Source organism: Streptococcus infantarius subsp. infantarius ATCC BAA-102 (genome assembly GCF_000154985.1).
GTDB lineage: Bacteria > Bacillota > Bacilli > Lactobacillales > Streptococcaceae > Streptococcus > Streptococcus infantarius.
Genome location: NZ_DS572694.1, coordinates 391143 through 411830 on the forward strand (window position 1 = coordinate 391143; position 20688 = coordinate 411830).

A 20688-nucleotide genomic window follows, 5' to 3' on the forward strand; every position below is an offset into this window, starting at 1 on the left:
TTTATTGCGGATTTTTTCAATTTTTTGAAAATTTTGTGATTATTTCTAACATGGCTCCTCCTTGATATAACAACGAATGTCAGCTTTTTAGCAAAAAAATAGCAATTTTCTTCTATTGACGTTAGAATTGGAGTTCGATATAATAAGCTGCACATTATTTTGCTTAATGAGAGAGTTTAACTAAGCAAAATATCATCTTATTTGTTTATTAGGAGGACATTAATGAAACCTGTCAAAAATATCTATATTATCATCGGTTTCATGTTATTTGCTTTATTCTTTGGGGCAGGTAATCTGATTTATCCAGCCTTTTTAGGAATATATTCCGGAAGTAACCTTGTGTTAGCCATTCTTGGTTTCTGTTTAACTGGTGTGACACTACCACTTTTAGGGGTAGTCGCAGTAGCCTACTCAGGTGCGAGTGATATTGAAGATTTTGCACGTCCAGTTTCTCGCCACTATGCTTTACTATTTTCAATCGCACTTTATCTATCAATTGGGCCATTCTTTGCCATTCCAAGAACGGGTGCTACTTCATTTTCAATCGGTATTGAACCTATTTTTGGTGACAATCTGATTGCTAAAGTAGTCTACGGTTTGGTTTTCTTTGGTATTTCTTACTTCTTAGCGATTAAACCAAATAAAATCGCAGACCGTATCGGGAAATACCTAACACCTGCACTTTTGATTACCATCACAATTTTAGTCGTAGCTTCATTTGTAAAACCGGCTGGTGATATTGGAACAGCTTATAACGCTGCCAGTGATATCAGTAACGCTTTTAAAGATGTTCCATTCGTTGCTGGACTTATCCAGGGTTACGGAACAATGGATGCCCTTGCTTCACTAGCCTTTGCCATCATTGTTATCGACGCTAGCAAATCACACGGAGCAAAAGGAAAAGCTGAAGTTGCTACACTTACTTTCAAATCAGGACTAATCGCTACTGTACTACTTGCTCTTATTTATATCTTTGTGGCTCGTATTGGTGCTTCATCACAAAATCTCTTTGATTTTTCTAACGGACACTTTATGTTTAAAGGTGAAGCAATCGATGGAGGTAACATCTTAGGCCAAGCTGCTCACTTCTATCTTGGAAGCATCGGGCAAATCATTCTTGCTGCAGCTATTTTCCTTGCTTGCTTAACAACAGCAACTGGTTTGATTACTGCCTGTGCAGAGTACTTCCACAAATTGCAACCAAAAGTTTCTCACGTCACTTGGGCAACTCTTTTCACTTTAATTGCCTTATTCTTCTACTTTGGTGGCCTTACTGAATTAATTAAATGGTCACTTCCAGTACTATATTTGCTATATCCATTAACAGTTGTTATTATCTTTTTGGCTTTGCTATCAAAATTCTTCAAGAAAGATCGCATCGTTTACCAAATTACCATTGGCTTTGCAGCCACTCCTGCTCTTTACGATGCCATCTCAACACTTGCTAAAATGACTGGACTTTTCAGCCTACCAGAAAGCCTTGTGAATTTCTTCAATGGATTTGTTCCACTCGGACAGTTCTCACTTGAATGGATTAGCTTTGCTATCATTGGGTTCATTGTTGGATTTATCCTACACAAGACTAAAAAAGCTTAATAAGACCAAAAAGGAAGTTTCAATTGAAACTTCCTTTTTTCTATTTCCAATATTATTTATGACTTAGTTTCTTGGTTAAGAAATCACCGACAAATTGGATGATAAAGACGAGAACCAAGATACATAGTGTCGCGATAATTGTGACATCCGTTGCTGAACGGTTGTATCCGTAGTAAATAGCAATATAACCAAGACCACCAGCACCGATGGCACCAGCCATTGCTGTTTCACCGATGAGTGAGATAAGAGTCACAGTTGACACACGAATCAATTCTGGCAAACCTTCGCTAAGGTAAATCTTGATAATATCCCAAAGTGTCGCACCTGAAGCTTGTGCCGCTTCGATAACTCCCTTGTCCATTTCAGAAAAGACTACTTGGACTTGACGAGCATAGAAGGCAAATGTTGCCGCAGACAGTGGAATCAAAGCCGCTGTTTTACCAAGGTTAGTTCCAACAAGAGCATAAGTGAAACCTTTTAAAATCGCAAGCAAGATGATAAATGGAATGGCACGAACAATTGACGTGAAAATATCCAAAACTTAAAACCAAAACGATTGTTCAAAACGCCATTTGGTCCTGTTAGAACCAAAAACAAGCCCATAACAAGTCCTAAAAGACCACCAATGACAAAAGACCAACCTGTCATGTAAATAGTCGCTGAAAAGGCATCTGACCAAGAATTTGTCCCTTCCCAGCCAATGCGGTAAACATCAGGCATATTTGTAGAAATCCATTCAATCATTTAGGCACCTCGTTTCAATACTGTTAATTCAATTCCCGCAGCAAGAATAGCTTCTTGTGCACCTGCAAGAGCATCAGCATCACCAGACAAGACAACAATCATCTCACCAACTGGTGTATCATCAAGAATTTCAATATTTCCGTAAAGAATATTGGCAGTTACTTCAAATTCTTTGTAGATTTGGTTAAGAATTGGTTCATCAGTAGATGTTCCAGCATATTTCAATTGAACAAGTAAATCATCTTTTGGAAGATTTTGTACAATAGCTTGTTTCTCAATTTTAACCAAGGCATCCTCAATACCAGTTGCTGTTTTGATGAACTCTTGCGTCAATGGTTCTTTAGGATTTGAGAAGATATCAAGAACTGATCCTTCTTCAATCAAGTGACCATTTTGCATAACGGCCACACGGTGACAGATATCTTTGACGATTTGCATTTCGTGAGTAATCATAACTACTGTCAAACCAAGTTTTTGGTTCAATTCTTGCAAAAGTGCCAAAATTTGTTTTGTTGTTTTTGGGTCAAGTGCAGATGTTGATTCATCAGAAATCAAAATTTCTGGGTCATTCGCTAACGCACGCGCAATTGCCACACGTTGTTTTTGACCACCTGATAATTGTGACGGATAATTTTCAGCACGATCTGACAAGCCTACTAATTCAAGCAAATCAGTGACTTTTTTGTCTTTTTCTTCTTTTGATAATTTTGAATGGCGAAGCGCAAAAGCCACATTTTGGCGCGCTGTTTTTTGCACCATTAAATTAAAATGTTGGAAAATCATCCCAATTTTTTGACGTTTTTGACGAAGGGCAGCTCCTTTTAGTTGAACTTTACCATCGGCAAAAGTAACATCATCACCAATTGTGATTTTCCCTGCTGTTGGGGCTTGCAAAAGATTAATCGTACGTACTAATGTTGATTTTCCTGCCCCAGAATAACCAACAATCCCATAAATATCACCTTTGTTAATAGCAATCGAAACATCTTTTACTGCTTCTACAGTACGTCTTTTCTGATGAAAAGTAATGTCGATATGCTCCAAATTAATAATCGGTTTTGTCATAACTCTTACTCAACTCCTCAAGATTTACTCACTTATTGTTTTATCAATTCTATCATTTTAAAACAATTTTCAAAACTTTCCAACATCATATTCTACCATATTCTGTTGTTTTTAAAAATAGAGAATGGCGTGTTTCACACACGCCAGTTCTAAATCTTCAATAAAATCCTTCAGTCTTTAGAAGAAACTTTTGCACCCTTCCATGCTGGGATATCAACGTTATTTGAAGCATCTTGGATGACTTTACCAACTTCGTCAGTTTGGTAAACTGAAATCAAAGTCTTGATAGCTTTAGCTTTGTCAGATTTCTTCCAATCTTTTTGAGCTGCAATAACGTTGACCCATTGATCTGAGTTTTTGTCAACTGCTTCTTTGTAAAGTGTTGTTTTGTAATCAACTTTTGCTGCTTGAGCATATGAGTTATTAACAATAGCTGCATCAACTGATGACAATGTTGAAGCCGTTTGCGCAGCATCAACTTCTTTGATATCTAAATCTTTTGGATTTGATGAAATGTTTTTGATAGTTGCCAATTCTTTGCCATCAACATCCAATTTAATCAAACCAGCTGATTGAAGAAGGTAAAGGGCACGGCTTTCGTTTGAAGCATCATTTGGAACTGAGATAGTTGCTTTGTTAGGAATGTCTTTGATATCAGTGTATTTAGCTTTGCCATTTTCTGTACCTGAGAAGATACGGATTGGGCTAAGAAGTGTGTCAGCGACTTCTACCAAAGTTCCTTTGTTTTCAGAGTTCCAGTTGTTCAAAAAATATTTGTGTTGGAAGGCATTGACATCAACTTCACCATTTTGAAGAGCTTCATTTGGTTGGTTGTAATCAGTGAACTCAACCAATTCGATTTCCACGCCTTTGTCTTTAGCCAATTCTTTGACTTTATCCCAAAGTGGTTCAGTTGCATCATCCAAAGTCATGATACCAACTTTAAGTTTTGAATCATCTGAAGCAGATTTTGAAGAACCACCACAAGCGGCCAACAATACAGTTGATGCAAGAGCTACACTAGCTAATCCAAGTAATTTTTTTAATTTCATATCTATTTCCTCTCTCCTTTAACTCGTGATATCATTCTAACCTAATTAGTTATAGGTTTCAAATTGTTAAAATCAAGGTTTAGTTATAATTTTAAACTATAACTAAATTATTTTTCCGATGGAACTTTTAAGTCTTTAGCAGTTGGTGTATAATCTCCGCCAAGATATTTTTGTGCTAATTCTGACAAAGTGCCATCTTTTTGCAAGGTTTTCAAGCGCTTGTTAACGAATGTTTGCAAGTCTTTTTGATCTTGTCCCAAAATGAAATAAATAAATGGTTGTTCATCAGATTTCAATTCGATGGTTTTCAAATTATCTAATTTTTGATTTTTAATGATAGTATTTACCGTTGGGGCATCAAAAATCTTGAAATCAAATTTACCGTCATTCAAGTTTGTCAAAACTTGAGTGATATTTTCATTAGTGTAGTTAAGTTCAACAGGCTTGCTATCATTTTCTGTATTGAATTTTTCAAGCTGCGCTGCTGTTGTTGTCCCTTGAACAACTTGCGTTGAATGTCCTGCTATATCGTCGTAAGACGTGATATCAGAGTCTTTTGGCACCACTAGAACCGATGGGGTTGAACCAATAGGATAAGAATATAGGTATTTAGCTGAACGTTCTTTGGTATAACTGATATTATTGCCGCCAAGCTGATATTTCCCAGAATCAAGTCCTGTGAAAATAGATGACCATTCTGTTTTCTTAAAATTCACTTTATATTGATCAGAATCTTTGAAAACAGCTTTTGCCACCTCGATATCATAACCAGTCAATTTCCCAGATTCTTCGTATGAAAATGGAGCCGTTGTCCCTACTGTCGCAAAGGTCACTGCTTCTTTACCAGAAGAGGCCTTTGAAGAGGGATCCGATGAACAAGCTGCTAAAAAAGCAGCTGATGCTAGTGCTAGTCCTGTTATTCCTATCATTTTTTTAACTAATGTCATATCGTTTCCTACCTTCTTTTTTAGAGTTGTTTACATCTTAACATCAGATAAGCTTCTTAACAAATACTTAAATTCTATCACCGCGATAAAGAAATCTTATCACCCTAGGCCTTTTGTGTCTTTGCAAAATAATCTAAGAAATAAAGAGCATTTTCCACAAAATACTGAACAGCCGTTGGAAGAGCCTCATCTTTTACCGTAAATGTATCATGATGAAGGTCTGCCGCATCAGCATCACCATTACTTCCAATCAAGGCAAAAACACCTGGAATTTTCTCTTGATAAGCTGCAAAATCTTCCCCTATGGTGAGTGGTTCCACTTCTACGACTTTTGCAAATTGTTTTGAATGCTCAAAAATAAGAGGTGTCAAAATTTCGTCGTTAAAGGTCACCGTTGGGGTTCTCCCCCACTCAATCTCGACTGACGCATTAAATTGATCAGCTGTATTTTCCACAACCCTAGTGAAAGCATCACGCAAGTGCTGGCGAGTTTCTGGTGAAAATGAGCGCATTGTTCCTTCAAAATAGCCTGATTCAGGCATAACATTCCAAGTACTTCCCACATCAATATGTGTTACCGACAAAACAGCTGACTCAAAAGGAGAGACTGTACGGCTGATAATAGCTTGCGCATTATTAACAATTGTTGTGATAGCAAGAACCGTATCTGTACCAAAATCAGGGCGAGCCGCATGCCCACTCACCCCACTAACGGTCACTTTGAACTTATCGACGGCTGCCATGATAGCTTTTGAGCGCAGCCCGATTTCTCCAGGTTTCAAATGAGGATAATTATGATAACCAATAATAGCTGAAACATCCTTAAGACCGCCATTTTCAATCACTTGATAGGCACCAACTGACACTTCTTCAGCTGGCTGAAAAATCAAGCGCACAGTTCCTTTTAGCTGCTCTTCTTTTGCTTTTAAAATCTCAGCAGCGCCTAAAAGACTAGTCTGGTGAAAATCATGCCCACAAGCGTGCATAGCGCTGTTCTGGCTGGCATAATCAAAGGTATTCTTCTCTTTGATAGGAAGAGCATCAATATCTGCACGCAAAGCAATAACGGGCTTACCATGCCCAATTTCGGCAATAAAACCCGTTGGTAAATCTGTTTCAAGGATACGAATGCCCAACTTTGAAATATACTCCTTCAAAAAAGCAGTCGTCTCAAATTCATTCTCCGAAATTTCTGGATGTGCATGAATTCTACGACGAACCGCAGCTAATTTAGTATAAAAATCTGATGTCATTTTGACTCCTCTATCGCTTGCTTATCTGGTAAGTAACTACCACCCAAATATTTATTACTCAACTTCTCTAAAGTGCCATTATCATAAAGCTTTTTAACCGCCTTATTAAATTCTCCTTGTAATTTACCACTGTCACTTGAAAAAATAATATAATTATTCGGGTTATCATCCGTTTGTAAATCAATCACTTTTAAATCCAAAGCTTTTTGTTTAATAATCGTGTTAACGGATATCTTATCAAAAATTAAATAATCAAACTCTCCACTATCCAAGTCTAATAAGCGTTTTGCAACGTCCTCACCTGAATAATCAATCGTTGATGGCGAATCACTGTGTTTCTTATTCCAATCATCAACAAATTTTGCAGTTGATGTCCCAGTGTCATCTTGTGTCTTTTTACCACCAATATCATCTAAAGATTTAATCTTAGAGTCTTTTTTAGTAACTAAAACCAAAGGATTTTTAGCAATTGGAACAGAGTACAAATACTTACTAGCACGTTCTTTGGTATAAGAAATATTATTAGCAGCTACTTGGTAAATTTCACTATCGAGCCCGACAAAAATGGAATCCCAAGCAGTCTTTTTAAAACTAATATCATAGCCATCAATATACCTACTAGCTGATTTAATCACTTGAATATCATAGCCAGTCAGTTGACCTTTAGTATTTTGATAAGAAAAAGGTTTGATATCCCCTGCTGTGGCAACGACAGCTTTCTGATCAGCTGCCTCAACATGAACTGTCAGTCCTGCACTTAATAAAATAGTTAATCCTAATAAACTTTTTTTCTATTTTCATACCTCAAACTCTACTAAAACTACAGTTGCTGTACTAAATATTCAAAAATCTTCCGACCTTCTGCTTTTTCTAACAGTAATTCTGGATGCCATTGGAAGCCTAAAATGGGGGCTCCATCCTTACTTTCATAAGCTTCAATTGTGCCGTCACGTGGGTCACGTGCTGTCGCCACCAAGCTCGGCGCCAACTCTTTCACACTTTGTTGGTGGAATGAATTGACCCAAGAACCATTAGCAACTAGCTCACTAACGCGGCTGTTAGGCAAAATTTCTACTTCTTGTGATGTCCCTGAAAACTCTTTTTGCCAGTGGTTTTCAACCTTTTGGTTCAAGGTTCCACCCAAAGCAACGTTAAGCAGCTGCATACCACGGCAAACTGCAAAAATTGGTTTCTTTTGCTTCAAAGCTTCTTTAATCAAAGCCAGCTCAAATTTATCACGTTCCAAGCTATAATTATCACTGTCAATTAATTTTCTTTCACCATAAAATTCAGGCGTTACGTTTTGACCGCCTGATAGGATTAGTTTATCAATCATGTCGATGTAATCTTTAGCCAAGTCTGGACTAGCAACAGGAATAACAATCGGAAGTCCCCCAGCTTCCTTGACCCCGTCAGATAAACTTCTTGATACCACATCATATGGCAAACCAGAGCGTGCTGGAAGTTCTTTGATATTTCCTGAAATGCCAACAACAACTTTCTCCATACAAGTACCCCACTTTCTATCAATTATAAGAAGCCACTTTCTATCAATTATAAGAAGCCACTTTCTATCAATTATAAGAAGCCACTTTCTAAGTTAGAAATATTGTAAACCAAATCCCCAAAGATTACCAATAGTTATTTTTTATCAGAGAGATAGGCTTTAGCTATAACCAAAAAAGACACCCAGCCTTTCGACTGAATGTCTCTTTCTTTTATACTATCAGATTAGAAATCAGATACGTTGTGGTAAACTTTTTGAACGTCTTCGTCATCTTCAAGAGTGTCAATAAGTTTTTCAAACATTTCAAGGTCTTCACCTTCAAGAGTTACTTCTGATTGAGGAATCATTTCAAGTTCAGTAACTTTGAATTCTTCGATGCCGTTAGCACGCAAAGCTTCGATACCTTTGTGAAGGTCAGTTGGAGCTGTGTAGACAGTTACTACACCATCTTCTGCTTCAACATCTTCAACATCAACTTCAGCTTCTAGCAATTGTTCAAAAATACTGTCTGCATCGTTACCATCAAAGACAATAACCCCTTTTTTGTCGAACATGTAAGAAACTGAACCAGATGCTCCCATGTTACCACCGTTTTTACCAAATGCAGTACGCAGGTTAGCAGCAGTACGGTTAACGTTACTTGTCAAAGTATCAACGATAATCATTGAACCGTTTGGTCCAAATCCTTCGTAACGACCTTCAACGAAAGTTTCGTCTGTATTACCTTTTGCTTTATCGATAGCGCGGTCGATAACGTGTTTTGGTACTTGCGCTTGTTTTGCACGTTCAAGTACAAATTTCAAAGCTGAGTTTGATTCTGGATCTGGTTCACCTTTTTTAGCAGCAACATAGATTTCAACACCAAATTTAGCGTAAACTTTTGAGTTAGCACCATCTTTGGCAGTTTTTTTGGCAACAATATTGGCCCACTTACGTCCCATGGGTAGTCTCCTTTGTAAAGATTTTTATTTATTTTAGCATGATTAAGTGATTTGACCAATAAAATAGCCAAATCATTGAACTACTGAATTAGCAAAGCTAAATTCGTAATCCTTTTTATTATAGCACTTTGACAAGGCTGTGTAAAATATTCCTAAAAATTAAAAGCGAAAACTGAGCTCAACAAAAGCCCAGTTTTAAGTCTATTTATGTAAGCGCTTATTTTCCGATTCTAATTGGCTTATTTTCTCAAAGCTTGGTTTTAAAATTATCTATTTTTAACATATTCTGCAATGGCAGAACTGACAAAACTAGCTGTCCCTTGACCTGCCGCTTTATCGATAAAAGCTGTGAAACGATTATCCGCAATATACATTTGCCCCAGACCTGACAAAATCTCCATATCACATGGGTAAAAATGCTCACTAATATAGCTTTGTAAAGTTTCAACTTGTTTTTGAACCTTGCCATCAGAAAGAGAATGCTCTTTTAGCTTTGCAAAGTCTCTCATTATCGCTGCCATTTCTTCCGTAATGACCGAAAAATCAGTCTGTGGATTTTTTTCAAATGCTTGATAAGCTTCCCTTGTTCCCCAACGTTCTTTAGCTTCTCTTTGAAAAGCTTCCAACTCTGACTTGTCGTAAGCCGTAAATGTCATCATGTTTCCTCCATTTTCCTGCAAGGACTTGGCATGACAAATAACTTTTTCCAAATGCTCTTTTTTCAATTCGAGCCATTTTATCTGCTCGCATAAAGCTTCTTCTTTGTCATAGCTTGTGTCCGACAGGATTTCCTTTATTTTTTTAAGAGGAAATTCTAGCTCACGAAACAGAAGAATTTCTTGCAAGCGTTCAAATGCGTCCATATCATAAAAGCGATAGCCATTTTCCCCAATAAAAGAGGGAGTTAAAAGACCAATCTGGTCATAATAATGCAAGGTGCGCACGCTAATGCCTGATATCTGACTCATCTCTTTTACTGTTTTCATGTACTAGCTCCTCTCGGTGATAAGTATAGGCTATAACGTTACGTTAGGGTCAAGAGAAAAAATGAAGCCTTTACTTGTAATCGCTTACCTCTTTATTATCACTGGAACTTTTCCCCAGTTTTGCTCTTGAATTTGTGGATTTCCTAGCGCATAGACTTGGTCGGCTTGTTGCGTTACCACATCCCACGGTTTTGCACCGATTCGAGCCACGATATCCACAGATTTTTTCACCGTTTTGAGGTGCTTTTGCCCCTTTTCGGTAAATCCAAGCACGTGAACCGCTTCTGGCAATGGTTTTTCCACAGCTCCGACCAAAATGTAAGTCAAAATGCGACGAATTCGAGCCTTCGTGTAGCGTTTTGTGGCGACTTTATCCACCAATTCATCCACAGTCGCTACGCTCCGAATAGCAGAGCGGATACGGCTGGCTAACTCTTCATTAACCTGGAAAATTCCTGTCAAATCAGGGTTTGTCACGATTTGGTACTTGAGCAATTGGAAATAATTCTCCCAAGTCACTTGAGGGGCGCTTAGGAAAAGGTCAGCTTGCGGCATAAATTTATCCACAAAAGCTTTGTCTTGTCTGTGGATACGCAAATTTGTCGCGGAAGCAAATGCGACATCAGTCTCAAGCGAGTGATAACCAGCTCCCTGACGCATGATTGGACTAAGCTTGATTGATTTTCCTGCGCAAGCTTTGGCATAAGAAAGCCCTAAAATATGATTTGGCGTGTTGCCTGTGAAGTTGACACCAGCAAATGTCTCCCACATTTTCTGCGTTTTCTGTGGATAAGACAAATTATCTGGTAAATTTTGCAAGTAATCCACCATTTTCTGTTGATTATCCGCATAAATCTGTGAAAAGTGTTGATAATCCAGATTTTCTTCTGTCCCAAATACCAAGTTATCCACACCAAGGCTCTCTAAAATGTCCACCGCACCTTGTGCAAAGTAATCCGCTGACTGAACAGCCACCAAAAATGGCAATTCAACCACCAAATCAGCGCCATTTCGCAGAGCCATTTCCGCGCGTGTCCATTTGTCCACAACCGCAGGCTCACCACGTTGGACAAAATTCCCAGACATGGCAACAATCTTGACCCCTTCAGCCTGTGACAACAAATACTCATGCCCATTATGAAAAGGATTAAACTCAGCAACGATACCAGTGATAGTCATGATGTGCTCCTATATTACGATTCTGACAGTCCTACTATTATAACATACTTAGATATAATGAGAAACACTTGTAAAATACTTAAATATATCAATTTACTAACTATTCATTTGAAGCTTAACAACCATTTCTTGAACCAATTTTGATACTTCATCCAAACTAACAGCAAACCATTCATTGACTGTAATTTCTTTTCCTGATGCTGATATAAGAGAAAGCTCTAAACGCTTATCAGCCAGAGCATGATGCAGGTAAGTTTCAACTTTTCTGGCATCTATATTCTGAATTTCATAACTTGTAACTAATTTTACAGGTGAGTATAAATAAGTTGATTCATTTTCAGTATTCGATAATCTCTTTGTAATATCTTTTGCGTAACCAATCTTATAAAGATTTTCCATTTTTAAGAAACGTTCATCTTTTCCTGCATACTTAACAACATAAATATATCCTGTCGTGATATGCTTCTTACCCATAATCTCTAAATCTTCGATTTTTTCAGTTACCAAACGACCATTTCTTTTTTTATCATAAAGAGAAGATACTAAACTAAGAAGCCAAATAAAGTTTTCAGTACCATTTTCATACACTGTATGAACTTTGTACTTTCTGTCTGTACTTTCTGATACTTCTTGACCTGTCTCAGGATTATAAATTTTATCCACGTACAGCATTACACCATTATCAATATAGAAATTTCCTTGTTTAATCGGACTCTTTTGACTAATTTCAACATCTGAAATATTACGTATTTGACGACTACCATCTGCCAAATCAGCCCTAACAGCCATAAAAAGATTTTTATAATAACTAAAATGATTTCCCATAGATTTACGCTGATGAGACTTGGTTTTGACACTAACAGTTCTTTTATATCTTTTTGAATTAAAAAGTTTACTATCTAATTCTAGACCTTCAAAAAGGCTGTCATCAGATAAAATATCATCTAAATCATCGAACATAAAATCCTCCTTCTAATAGATTTTCAAACTAAAAATCGAATTATTCAGTGTAGAGAAGCTACGACGGTGGTTCCAATACTTCCTAGGAGATGGTGCCTATGATAATAGACACAAAATCTGTTGGAAAAGAGGAACATTTTTGTCTGTTGCTGATGCACTACTAGTCATGATTGCTTTTGCAAGTTTCTTGTAGACTTGTTTGGCTTAGTAATAGTCATCATAACACTTAAAGACAAATAAAATACCGTCATTGCTTTGGGACAGCTGACGGTATTTTGTACTTAAAACTGTAAACCACCGAAATGGCTCTACGATGGAGCTGGATAATTATCTAGCTCCTTTTTTGTAGTCTCAGTGTATCAAAATGATAATCATCTGTCAAAAGATTACTTTTTCAGTAATCCAAAAACATCATAGTTTAGGTATTTTGACCAGTCTTCAGGTTTATTTCGAATGCCTTTGAGTCGTGAATATAATTTTCGTTCTTTCATATTACGCGACTTGGTTGGTTCTTTGCCATTCTCCCTGACCCATTCAACAATTTCTTGAAATTTTTCTATATCAGGATCAAGTCTATCAATTTTCTTCGGACGAATTTCTTTCACAAGTTCATCAAATGAACTATCTGCAAAAATATCTTCTAGTGTTGCGAAATTTTCAATCAACTACTTTTCTCCTGTCTTAATCGAGCTAATGTTACCAATGCGTAATATAAACGCTGTTCGCCTATATCTTTAGAATCTTTTTTAGGTGGTCTACCAAATTCAGCTTTAAACGCTTTGATTTGAGGATAGAGCATTCGAAGTTCGTCGTTGGTAAACTCATATTTTTTAGCATCAAAAGCTCTTTCAATTAGCTGAAACGTTTTAGAATCAACATCACGTGAAATGACTTCATACGCTGATTGGAATGGATTCACTTGGTCAATTAAATCTATTGATAAATCATCAATATTGATAAATTTATCAGCCATTTTAAGAAGTTGTTTATTCTCTGGATCTTTTTTAGCATTTGAAAGGTTCAAATCCACCACAACATGCTGACGAACCTCATCAACTTCTTCTTGTGTTAAATCAGGATAAGAAGTTGTAATAACTCGAGGAATGAGTTGCTTATTAATAAGCTTAGTATCAGCACCCGCTGAAATTGCTGCTTGGACAACATCATCTTGTAAGATTGATGCTTTTAATTCAACCATATCATTTTCTATGATTTGTTTACTGCGTTCAGTTGATGGCTCTTTAAGTCCTTTAATATAAATATCAGCACCACTTGCTTTTTGGTCATCTCTATCTTTGGGTTTAAATTTAAATGATGGTGCTAAAACATTTTCCATTAAAAGACTTGCAGTAATAGCCTTCATGATATTATTCACGGAATACTGAACTTCGTCACTTTCAGCATCTGGCTCAGCGATAAGATTTGTAAATACAGCTTCACTTTTATTAAAACTATCTCTAGTAACACGACCAATAATCTGAACAATTTCAGTCAAAGATGACCTATAACCAATCGTTAAAGCATATTCAGCATATGGCCAATCAAATCCTTCTTTTGCCATACCAAGCGCGATAATCATGTCTAAGTCTTCGACTTTATCCATTTTAGAAAGGTAGCCAGCCACACCATTTCGACCTTCTTCTGTAACCAAGTCAGCTATCTTCAAGATACGTCCTGTTTTCGTTTTTAGATAAATAATACCATGCTCATCTTTTTCTAGATAAGTTCCAAGTATATCTAAGATTTTGTCAACTTCTCCGTATTTATCTCTCGTTGACTCTACTGAATTGACATTAGGAATGTGGATAATTGTTTTCTTATCAATAAATTCTGGCACAAGCTCCTCAAGTGCTTCAAAATACTGTCCTCTGTAGAATTTATACGCCATAGCAAAGGATTTAAGGTATTTATAGCCTTCAAGTTGCTCATAATAAGTATAGGTCACTCGGTCAAATAGTTGTTCATCCTGAGTATCAAGAATAGGGATGCTATCACCTCTAAAATATGAACCTGTCATAGCAAAAATATGAGCTGTTGAATTTCTTAGAACATCTCGAAGAACTTCACCAAGAACAGAATTATCATCTTGAGATACATGGTGAAATTCATCGATAGCTAATAGACAATCATCAAAATCACTAGCATCTAATTGTTCCGAAGCAAAACGCAGTGTCGCATGCGTTGCGATTAAAATATCATCTGAAGGGTCAGTCGACTGCATAAAATCGATAAATTTTTGCACCTTACTTTTTGCTGTACCAGAAGTTGTTAAGTTATTTTCGTCCTTGACTACCCAATCCCAGTAATAGCCAAATTTTTTCAATTCAATAGAACGAAAAGATTTTCCAATAGATTTTTCTGGAACAGCTATGATTGCTTTCTTAAGCCCTTGATTCTTGAGTTTATCAAGAGCAACAAACATCAAAGCACGAGATTTTCCAGAAGCAGGCGGCGCTTTAACTAGGAGATGCTGTTTTGTTCGCTTTTTGTAAACCTTAGCCTGCATTTCTCGCATACCTAGTTCATTGGTATTCACAGAAGTTCCTTTTTGTTCATAGCTAATTTCAAAAACTTTACTCATGTGTCATCTCCTTATAACGTTTGAGAAGGTGGCTAAGTCTTTCTTCATCAGAGTTGAAAGTTGTATCTTTATAAGCACGTTCGACAATTTCATCAAGTTTTTTATGAGCGTCACGTAAGCTATCTGGCATCGTACCTTTGTGGTAAAGCTCAGCTAAGGTACCACCTAACTCCTCACGTAAATCTAATATCTCAAAGACTTGCTCTTCAATCATATTTTTACGTCTTGTCGATAACTCCGGAACAGGGAAAGTATTGTAGACAAGCCCTGCAGAATAGCGATAACGAGTTTCAAGCCTACCACCAACAGCTCTCAGCCAAACCATGTGCATGCGAGATTCAAGCAAACCTAAAAGCCAGATGGGAGCATTGTAAATAACATATGCAGAATTTGAAATAATAGTATCTTCACCAACAAATCCCATTGGCACGTAATCACGATTCTCAGAAGATGTACCAGGAACAAGGATTTGCAAGAACTCATCTTCACCAGAAGCTTTAAAAGTGGCGTAAGCCTCGTCGTAACGATTACGTTCAACAAAAGCATATGGATACTCTGCAGCCCTTTGCGTATCAGCTTTTTTACTAGCTAACCTCATAACTTTTACAGCTTCAACCCTTTTTTTAATCTCTGGTAAATGTTCAACAGCACAATAATCAGTTTTATCTAGCCAGAAAACATAACGTGATTTTCCATTAATAAACTCTTCACTGCCAATATAAGTCCTAATATAGTTTTGAAGTTCGGAATAATTTGCACACAAACTTCTCTTTTCCTCTAATGTATCAATAATTAGATGACCGCCATCTCGTGGCATATTCCCAAAGACCATCTTAGGAAGTCCATTTAATGGTTGTCGTTTTTTCTCTACAATAATATTTTCACCACTTGCTAAGTATGCATTAATATTATTAACAGTTAGTCTAGCTAGATTCTTATCAAAAATATACTTATCAGATTTACTATTGTCTTCATTTGCTAATCCTACAATGGCAACCGTAACTCCTGCATTATTAGCAGCACTATTTCCCCATTTAAAGGATGTATAAGCAAAATCAATAGTTGCCTTAGTCAGTAATTCTTTCCAGATATAAGAAACTTGTTCTCCTTGAAAAATAGAGTTAGTCGTTACAAAAGCCAGTTTACTGCTTGCAGAATTAATAAAATCAACACCTTTGAAGAACCAACCAGCTATATAATCCATTAATTTATATTTGAAAGGTTCTCCAATCGCTCCTTTCAAATCTTCCTTTTGTTCTTTATTTTGCAGTTTTGCTCCAATATAAGGTGGATTTCCAATGAGATAAATCTCATCGTCGCTTTGATGTGGTAAAATTTCATTCCAATCTAAGCGCAAAGCATTTCCTTGTGTGATATTTCCCGCATCACGTAAAGGAAGAAAAGCAGATTTTAAATTAATTTCATTTTCCGCTTCTAAATTCATCTGATATTCAGCAATCCATAAAGATAATCGAGCCACTTCATGAGCAAAATCATCTAACTCAATTCCATAAAATTGATTCAGACTTATTTTAGAGGTTTCAAAGAAATCAATTGTTCCATCTTGTCTCAACTCACGAAGTGATTTTAGAATTTTAACCTCTAAACGTCGAATTTCTTTATAAGTGATGATAAGAAAGTTTCCAGAACCACAAGCTGGATCAAGGAATTTGATATTAGAGATTCTATCCAAAAGACTTTCAAGTTCACGAATGAAAGTATTACGATTTTCACATCTAGTCTTATCGGTAATATCCTTGTCTTCGTTTTCATTGATTTTATCAACAAGATTTTGATAACTTGCTGTTAAATCGTCAAGAAATAAAGGTTTAATGACCTTCATTATATTTTCAACACTAGTGTAGTGCATACCAGAAACAGAACGTTGTTCCTTACTAGCCACAGTCTGAATCATGGCTCCTAAAATATCAGGATTGATTTCATTCCAATTCAGCAACTCACCTGCTTCAATAATCAGCTTTCTTGTTTTTCTATCAAATACAAGCGCCGTATGAGCTTTTGTGAAAAGTTTACCATTAACATATGGAAATTCTTGAAGCCATTTTTCCTGACTAGAACGATTAGCAACATCCAAACTTGCAAAAATCTTATTAATCAAATTATCTAAGTCTGAGCCATCTTCAGCTGAACGAGTCTTGATAGCATTTGTAAAAATACCTTTGGGCATAATCTCTGTATCTTCCGCAAAAAGAAGGAAGAGTAACCGAATCAAGAACAGATTAAACTCTTTTTCCTCTGTTGTCTGATCAGAAAACTGATTAATCTGACGAAGTTCATCATATAGACGCGTGAATCGTGCAGCAGCTTTTATATCAGCCGGATTTTCTTTGGCATAATCTACCTTCTCAACACCATTCCATGGTAAAAAGAAGTCAACATAAGCAGGCAAGTCTTTTAAAGAAATATTCAATGTATCAGCCGTTTGAATATCTTTGGCAGCAAGCTCCTCAAAATCAGTCGCAATTAAAATACGAGGTTTAGATTTCTTACTAGATAAAGCTTTTTCCATTTCAGCTACTTTTGCTACTACAGACTGTCCTTGACCAATAACTTCAAATAAGGCTTTATTTTTCACTTCATTTCCATTATTCTTACGTAGTCTTGTTAAAGTTGCTTTAGGAAAATCATACAGCCCCAGAAAATCATAGAAAAAGCCAGATTCATCTAAGTTTTCTAATAGCTCTTTTGTTTTATCCTCAATAGAAACAATATCTAACTTAGCCATGATTCACCTCACAATTTAGAAGTGAACAACGCAAAAAGCCTGCCATTTTTTCTGACAGGTTAATTTTTATATTTAGTTTACTTTTTATTACATTATGCGTAGCATTGATATATATATATATATACAGCCGCAAGGGTTTTCGCCATTTTTGAAGCTCCTTAAAACTTTTAATTTATTATTATTTTACCGCATTTTATAAAAATTGTCTGCGTAAATTAAAAAAGAAGGTGATACTATTATTTCAATAGATAACCTTCTTTTTATTTCTCCCCTACTTCTGGCACACAAAGAACCAGCGTTCTGATTTTTTGCGTGGCTTTTTATCTTCGAAATCAGCGTAGAGTTTAAATGATTTGAAGCCTGCTTGTTCCAAGAGGATGTCGTAAGTCAAGACTTCGTAAGTGCGTTCTTCGTGGACTTCGTCGTAGCGTGTGAAGCGCCCGTCTTCGTCTTGCAAGAAGAAAGTTAATTCGTGGATAACTGAGTGTGGTGCGTCATCCGCGTAAGTATCCCAGACCATAGCAAATTCTTCCGCATTTTCGTGGTAAGAATAGCCAGGAAAGACAGTATCAGTTTTATAAGTTGAGTGTACGTCAAAGATGAAGACACCGCCGTCATTTAAGCTGTCGTAAACTTGTTTGAAGACATCACCGACTTCAACTTCATCAGCCATATAACAGATAGAATCTGAATAGCATGTCACCAAGTCATATTTACCAGCTTGCGACAAATCAAGCATGTTACCTTGTTTGAATTCAATGTCTTCTCCAGCTACTTTAGCGCGTTTTCGAGCAATTTCAAGCATATCTTCACTCAAATCTAGCCCTGTCACATCAAAACCAGCTTTAGCAAAGCGTACTGACTGAATCCCAGTTCCGCAGGCTAATTCCAAGAGTTTTTTCTTATCTTTTGGAAAATGGCGAAGCGAAAAATCAGTCCATTTATCATAAAGGCTGTCATCCATGATGGCATCGTAAACTGATGCGAATTTTTCGTAGTTTTTGTTCATTTTCGTTTCTCTTCAAGTTTCAAAAACCTTGCCAAATGGCAAGGCAAGGTAAGATTGTCCTTAAACAAGGTATTCTGACACATCGACCATTGGTGCTTCATGCCACAATTTTTCGATATTGTAGTGTTCGCGTTCGTCTTCTGAGAAGATGTGAACAACAACATCGTTAAGGTCAAGTAGTACCCAACCAGTACGGCTATCACCTTCAGCATGGCTAGCGTCGCCACCAGCTTCTTTAACTTTTTCACGGATATTTTCTGCAATAGCGTCCAATTGACGAGTGTTCATAGCGCTAACGACCACAAAGTAGTCAGTTGCACTAGTCAATCCGTAAAGGTCCAAAACGACCATATCTTCTGCACGTTTTTCATCAGCTGCTTTAACAACAACAGCTAAAAGTTCTTCTTTAGTCAATATAAATCCTCTTTCAATCTTATAACTATCCGACTTACCAATGTCAGATGATTCTTCAAACTAGTCTTTCAAATAACCGACATACGCGTTATAGGTTTCAATGGTTTGTGGGAAGATTGGAAAGGCTTGGTGTGCAAGGTGCTCAACGGTATGAACCGTTTCATAAGCCACTGCCTTATCAAGCGATTCTTTAGCAATCACACGCGCTTCTTCCACCAATGGAAAACGGCGACCTGGCTCAATGTAATCAGCGACATAGATAATCTTATCAAGCAATGACATGGCTCCAGAGCCAACAGTATGCGTCTCAATGCTACGCAAGATTTCCTTATCTGTCACACCCAAGTCTTCTTGAATCTTGTAAGTACCAACCATGCCATGCCAGACATTGTTGCCCCATTTTTTGAGTTCTGGGTCAAGATTATACTTGTCAATCAAGTCTAAAAATTCTTGATCAGAAAATTCCTTGGCATAATCATGAATCAAACCAGCTAGTCCAGCTTTTTCAGTGTCATAGCCATAACGCTCGGCTAGTTCAATCGCTGATTTTTCCACACCAAGGACGTGTTTAAAACGTTTCTCGCTCATGGCTGATGCAACTTTTTCTAAAAGCTCAGCACGTTCGATTCCCGCTGTGTATGTCTCATAGGTCACGGTAAAGACCTTCTTTCTCAATGTAGTCGATAACAGCTGGTGGTGTCAAAAAGTTTGGTCGACAACCAATTTCAAAATGATGACGAACTAAACTTGATGAGATGTCCATCATTGGCACATCTACCCAAATGACAGGATATGATGTTCCTGCTTTGTATTTAGGACGTTGCACACCAACGAATTGAACCATTTTAATCAATTCATCAATCTTATACCATTTTGGAAGGTAATCAACCATATCAGCACCGATAATGAAATAATAATCCACATCTGGATTTTTTTCGATTAAAAGTTTCATGGTATCGTAAGTGTAGCTGATACCTTTACGCTCTAATTCGATTGTTTCAATATCCAGACCTTCAACACCCTCAATTGCTAACTCAAGCATTTTCAAGCGGTGTTTTTCATCAATCGTTTCTTTTTTATCAAGATGTGGTGGCTCATATTCGGGCATAAGAAGAACTTTGTCCAAACACAATTGTTGGCGAACTTGATCAGCAACCACGAGATGAGCATTGTGGACAGGGTTAAAATTTCCGCCCAAAATACCAATTTGCTTACGATTTTTATCTTTTTCTTTTTTCTCCAGTTCCACTTTGGTAAATGGAGTAACTAATTCTAATGCCATACGACTACCTCCTATCTAGGTATTACATACCAAGCTCATTCAACTACATTGCCCGTTAAAAACAGACTATCTATTAAGTTCTTTTACTTTTGGTGAGATTTTACGGTTTTGTTTTTTAGATGATTCTTTGTAAAGAATAATGATACGACCGATTTTTAGTACTGTATCACAACCAATCTCATCTTCTAAGATTTCAGCCACTTCATGGATGTCTTCATCAGTATTTTGAAGAAGAGTGACTTTAATTAATTCACGCGCATCCAATGCATTGCGGACGCTTGTTTTAATTTGGTCGTTAAGACCGTTTTTCCCAATTTGTACAATTGGTTTCATTGAGTGTGCTTGTGATTTCAAAAAAGCACGTTGTTTTGATGTTAACATATCTATAACTCTGAGGGCATTATCAAAAGCAGATGTCACTAGATA

General features: G+C 36.9%; 19 protein-coding genes and 1 pseudogene. 1 reads left to right on the top strand and 19 read right to left on the bottom strand.

What is annotated here, in order from left to right; genetic code table 11:
• Positions 1 to 222 precede the first annotated feature (222 nt).
• Positions 223 to 1596: a branched-chain amino acid transport system II carrier protein gene (brnQ, locus tag STRINF_RS09560; RefSeq protein ID WP_006532929.1), complete on the top strand. Its 1374-nt coding sequence runs from the start codon at positions 223 to 225 to the stop codon at positions 1594 to 1596.
• A gap of 52 nt (positions 1597 to 1648) precedes the next feature.
• Here the strand turns inward: brnQ and STRINF_RS09565 are convergent.
• From STRINF_RS09565 to yhbY, 19 genes and pseudogenes are all read right to left on the bottom strand, one after another.
• A pseudogene (locus STRINF_RS09565) lies at positions 1649 to 2340 on the bottom strand (methionine ABC transporter permease).
• Positions 2341 to 3405 (bottom strand): methionine ABC transporter ATP-binding protein, encoded by a 1065-nt coding sequence (locus STRINF_RS09570; protein WP_006532932.1) that lies wholly within the window; start codon positions 3403 to 3405, stop codon positions 2341 to 2343.
• Positions 3406 to 3575: 170 nt separating this feature from the next.
• Positions 3576 to 4457 carry a MetQ/NlpA family ABC transporter substrate-binding protein gene (locus STRINF_RS09575; protein WP_006532933.1) on the bottom strand — a complete coding sequence of 294 codons (882 nt, stop codon included), beginning with the start codon at positions 4455 to 4457 and terminating at the stop codon, positions 3576 to 3578.
• A gap of 107 nt (positions 4458 to 4564) precedes the next feature.
• Positions 4565 to 5404: an amino acid ABC transporter substrate-binding protein gene (locus STRINF_RS09580; protein ID WP_006532934.1), complete on the bottom strand. Its 840-nt coding sequence runs from the start codon at positions 5402 to 5404 to the stop codon at positions 4565 to 4567.
• 104 nt (positions 5405 to 5508) lie between these two features.
• Positions 5509 to 6657 (bottom strand): amidohydrolase, encoded by a 1149-nt coding sequence (locus STRINF_RS09585; protein ID WP_006532935.1) that lies wholly within the window; start codon positions 6655 to 6657, stop codon positions 5509 to 5511.
• Complete coding sequence (locus STRINF_RS09590) at positions 6654 to 7424, bottom strand: amino acid ABC transporter substrate-binding protein (RefSeq protein ID WP_043878460.1); 771 nt, start codon at positions 7422 to 7424, stop codon at positions 6654 to 6656. The genes STRINF_RS09585 and STRINF_RS09590 overlap by 4 nt, the downstream gene beginning before the upstream one ends.
• Before the next feature lie 53 nt (positions 7425 to 7477).
• Positions 7478 to 8164, bottom strand: a complete 687-nt coding sequence (locus STRINF_RS09595) for a gamma-glutamyl-gamma-aminobutyrate hydrolase family protein (protein WP_006532937.1) — start codon at positions 8162 to 8164, stop codon at positions 7478 to 7480.
• 224 nt (positions 8165 to 8388) lie between these two features.
• Positions 8389 to 9105 (bottom strand): YebC/PmpR family DNA-binding transcriptional regulator, encoded by a 717-nt coding sequence (locus tag STRINF_RS09600; protein ID WP_006532938.1) that lies wholly within the window; start codon positions 9103 to 9105, stop codon positions 8389 to 8391.
• Positions 9106 to 9371: 266 nt separating this feature from the next.
• On the bottom strand, positions 9372 to 10091 hold the full coding sequence (locus STRINF_RS09605; RefSeq protein ID WP_006532939.1) for a MerR family transcriptional regulator: 720 nt from the start codon (positions 10089 to 10091) through the stop codon (positions 9372 to 9374).
• A gap of 84 nt (positions 10092 to 10175) precedes the next feature.
• Positions 10176 to 11270: a nucleotidyltransferase gene (locus STRINF_RS09610; protein WP_006532940.1), complete on the bottom strand. Its 1095-nt coding sequence runs from the start codon at positions 11268 to 11270 to the stop codon at positions 10176 to 10178.
• 96 nt (positions 11271 to 11366) lie between these two features.
• Entirely contained in the window at positions 11367 to 12230 is an 864-nt protein-coding gene (locus STRINF_RS09615) for a GIY-YIG nuclease family protein (RefSeq protein ID WP_006532941.1), read from the bottom strand.
• 386 nt (positions 12231 to 12616) lie between these two features.
• The gene (locus tag STRINF_RS09620) at positions 12617 to 12895 is read right to left on the bottom strand and encodes a hypothetical protein (RefSeq protein ID WP_006532942.1); all 279 of its coding nucleotides are present in this window, start codon (positions 12893 to 12895) and stop codon (positions 12617 to 12619) included.
• Entirely contained in the window at positions 12892 to 14811 is a 1920-nt protein-coding gene (locus STRINF_RS09625) for a DEAD/DEAH box helicase (RefSeq protein WP_006532943.1), read from the bottom strand. The genes STRINF_RS09620 and STRINF_RS09625 overlap by 4 nt, the downstream gene beginning before the upstream one ends.
• Positions 14804 to 17557 (bottom strand): DNA methyltransferase, encoded by a 2754-nt coding sequence (locus STRINF_RS09630; RefSeq protein ID WP_006532944.1) that lies wholly within the window; start codon positions 17555 to 17557, stop codon positions 14804 to 14806. Before STRINF_RS09630 ends, STRINF_RS09625 begins: the two co-directional genes overlap by 8 nt.
• Positions 17558 to 17828: 271 nt before the next feature.
• On the bottom strand, positions 17829 to 18566 hold the full coding sequence (locus STRINF_RS09635; protein ID WP_006532945.1) for a class I SAM-dependent DNA methyltransferase: 738 nt from the start codon (positions 18564 to 18566) through the stop codon (positions 17829 to 17831).
• 60 nt (positions 18567 to 18626) lie between these two features.
• Positions 18627 to 18980 (bottom strand): ribosome silencing factor, encoded by a 354-nt coding sequence (gene rsfS, locus STRINF_RS09640; protein ID WP_006532946.1) that lies wholly within the window; start codon positions 18978 to 18980, stop codon positions 18627 to 18629.
• Between the two features lie 60 nt (positions 18981 to 19040).
• Positions 19041 to 19634, bottom strand: coding sequence for a bis(5'-nucleosyl)-tetraphosphatase (symmetrical) YqeK (yqeK, locus tag STRINF_RS09645; protein WP_006532947.1), 594 nt, complete (start codon positions 19632 to 19634; stop codon positions 19041 to 19043).
• Positions 19624 to 20262, bottom strand: a complete 639-nt coding sequence (locus STRINF_RS09650) for a nicotinate-nucleotide adenylyltransferase (RefSeq protein WP_006532948.1) — start codon at positions 20260 to 20262, stop codon at positions 19624 to 19626. The genes yqeK and STRINF_RS09650 overlap by 11 nt, the downstream gene beginning before the upstream one ends.
• 66 nt (positions 20263 to 20328) lie before the next feature.
• Positions 20329 to 20643: a ribosome assembly RNA-binding protein YhbY gene (gene yhbY / locus STRINF_RS09655; protein ID WP_014335233.1), complete on the bottom strand. Its 315-nt coding sequence runs from the start codon at positions 20641 to 20643 to the stop codon at positions 20329 to 20331.
• Between the last annotated feature and the right edge of the window lie 45 nt (positions 20644 to 20688).

What these genes read in the sequence shown, in the direction of transcription:
- STRINF_RS09625 (WP_006532943.1), bottom strand. Translation starts at nt 14,811, where the DNA reads ATGAGTAAAGTTTTTGAAATTAGCTATGAACAAAAAGGAACTTCTGTG.
- STRINF_RS09585 (WP_006532935.1), bottom strand. Translation starts at nt 6,657, where the DNA reads ATGACATCAGATTTTTATACTAAATTAGCTGCGGTTCGTCGTAGAATT.
- STRINF_RS09575 (WP_006532933.1), bottom strand. Translation starts at nt 4,457, where the DNA reads ATGAAATTAAAAAAATTACTTGGATTAGCTAGTGTAGCTCTTGCATCA.
- STRINF_RS09615 (WP_006532941.1), bottom strand. Translation starts at nt 12,230, where the DNA reads ATGTTCGATGATTTAGATGATATTTTATCTGATGACAGCCTTTTTGAA.
- STRINF_RS09650 (WP_006532948.1), bottom strand. Translation starts at nt 20,262, where the DNA reads ATGGCATTAGAATTAGTTACTCCATTTACCAAAGTGGAACTGGAGAAA.
- STRINF_RS09610 (WP_006532940.1), bottom strand. Translation starts at nt 11,270, where the DNA reads ATGACTATCACTGGTATCGTTGCTGAGTTTAATCCTTTTCATAATGGG.
- STRINF_RS09600 (WP_006532938.1), bottom strand. Translation starts at nt 9,105, where the DNA reads ATGGGACGTAAGTGGGCCAATATTGTTGCCAAAAAAACTGCCAAAGAT.
- STRINF_RS09570 (WP_006532932.1), bottom strand. Translation starts at nt 3,405, where the DNA reads ATGACAAAACCGATTATTAATTTGGAGCATATCGACATTACTTTTCAT.
- STRINF_RS09595 (WP_006532937.1), bottom strand. Translation starts at nt 8,164, where the DNA reads ATGGAGAAAGTTGTTGTTGGCATTTCAGGAAATATCAAAGAACTTCCA.
- STRINF_RS09630 (WP_006532944.1), bottom strand. Translation starts at nt 17,557, where the DNA reads ATGGCTAAGTTAGATATTGTTTCTATTGAGGATAAAACAAAAGAGCTA.
- brnQ (WP_006532929.1), top strand. Translation starts at nt 223, where the DNA reads ATGAAACCTGTCAAAAATATCTATATTATCATCGGTTTCATGTTATTT.
- STRINF_RS09580 (WP_006532934.1), bottom strand. Translation starts at nt 5,404, where the DNA reads ATGACATTAGTTAAAAAAATGATAGGAATAACAGGACTAGCACTAGCA.
- STRINF_RS09605 (WP_006532939.1), bottom strand. Translation starts at nt 10,091, where the DNA reads ATGAAAACAGTAAAAGAGATGAGTCAGATATCAGGCATTAGCGTGCGC.
- STRINF_RS09635 (WP_006532945.1), bottom strand. Translation starts at nt 18,566, where the DNA reads ATGAACAAAAACTACGAAAAATTCGCATCAGTTTACGATGCCATCATG.
- yhbY (WP_014335233.1), bottom strand. Translation starts at nt 20,643, where the DNA reads ATGTTAACATCAAAACAACGTGCTTTTTTGAAATCACAAGCACACTCA.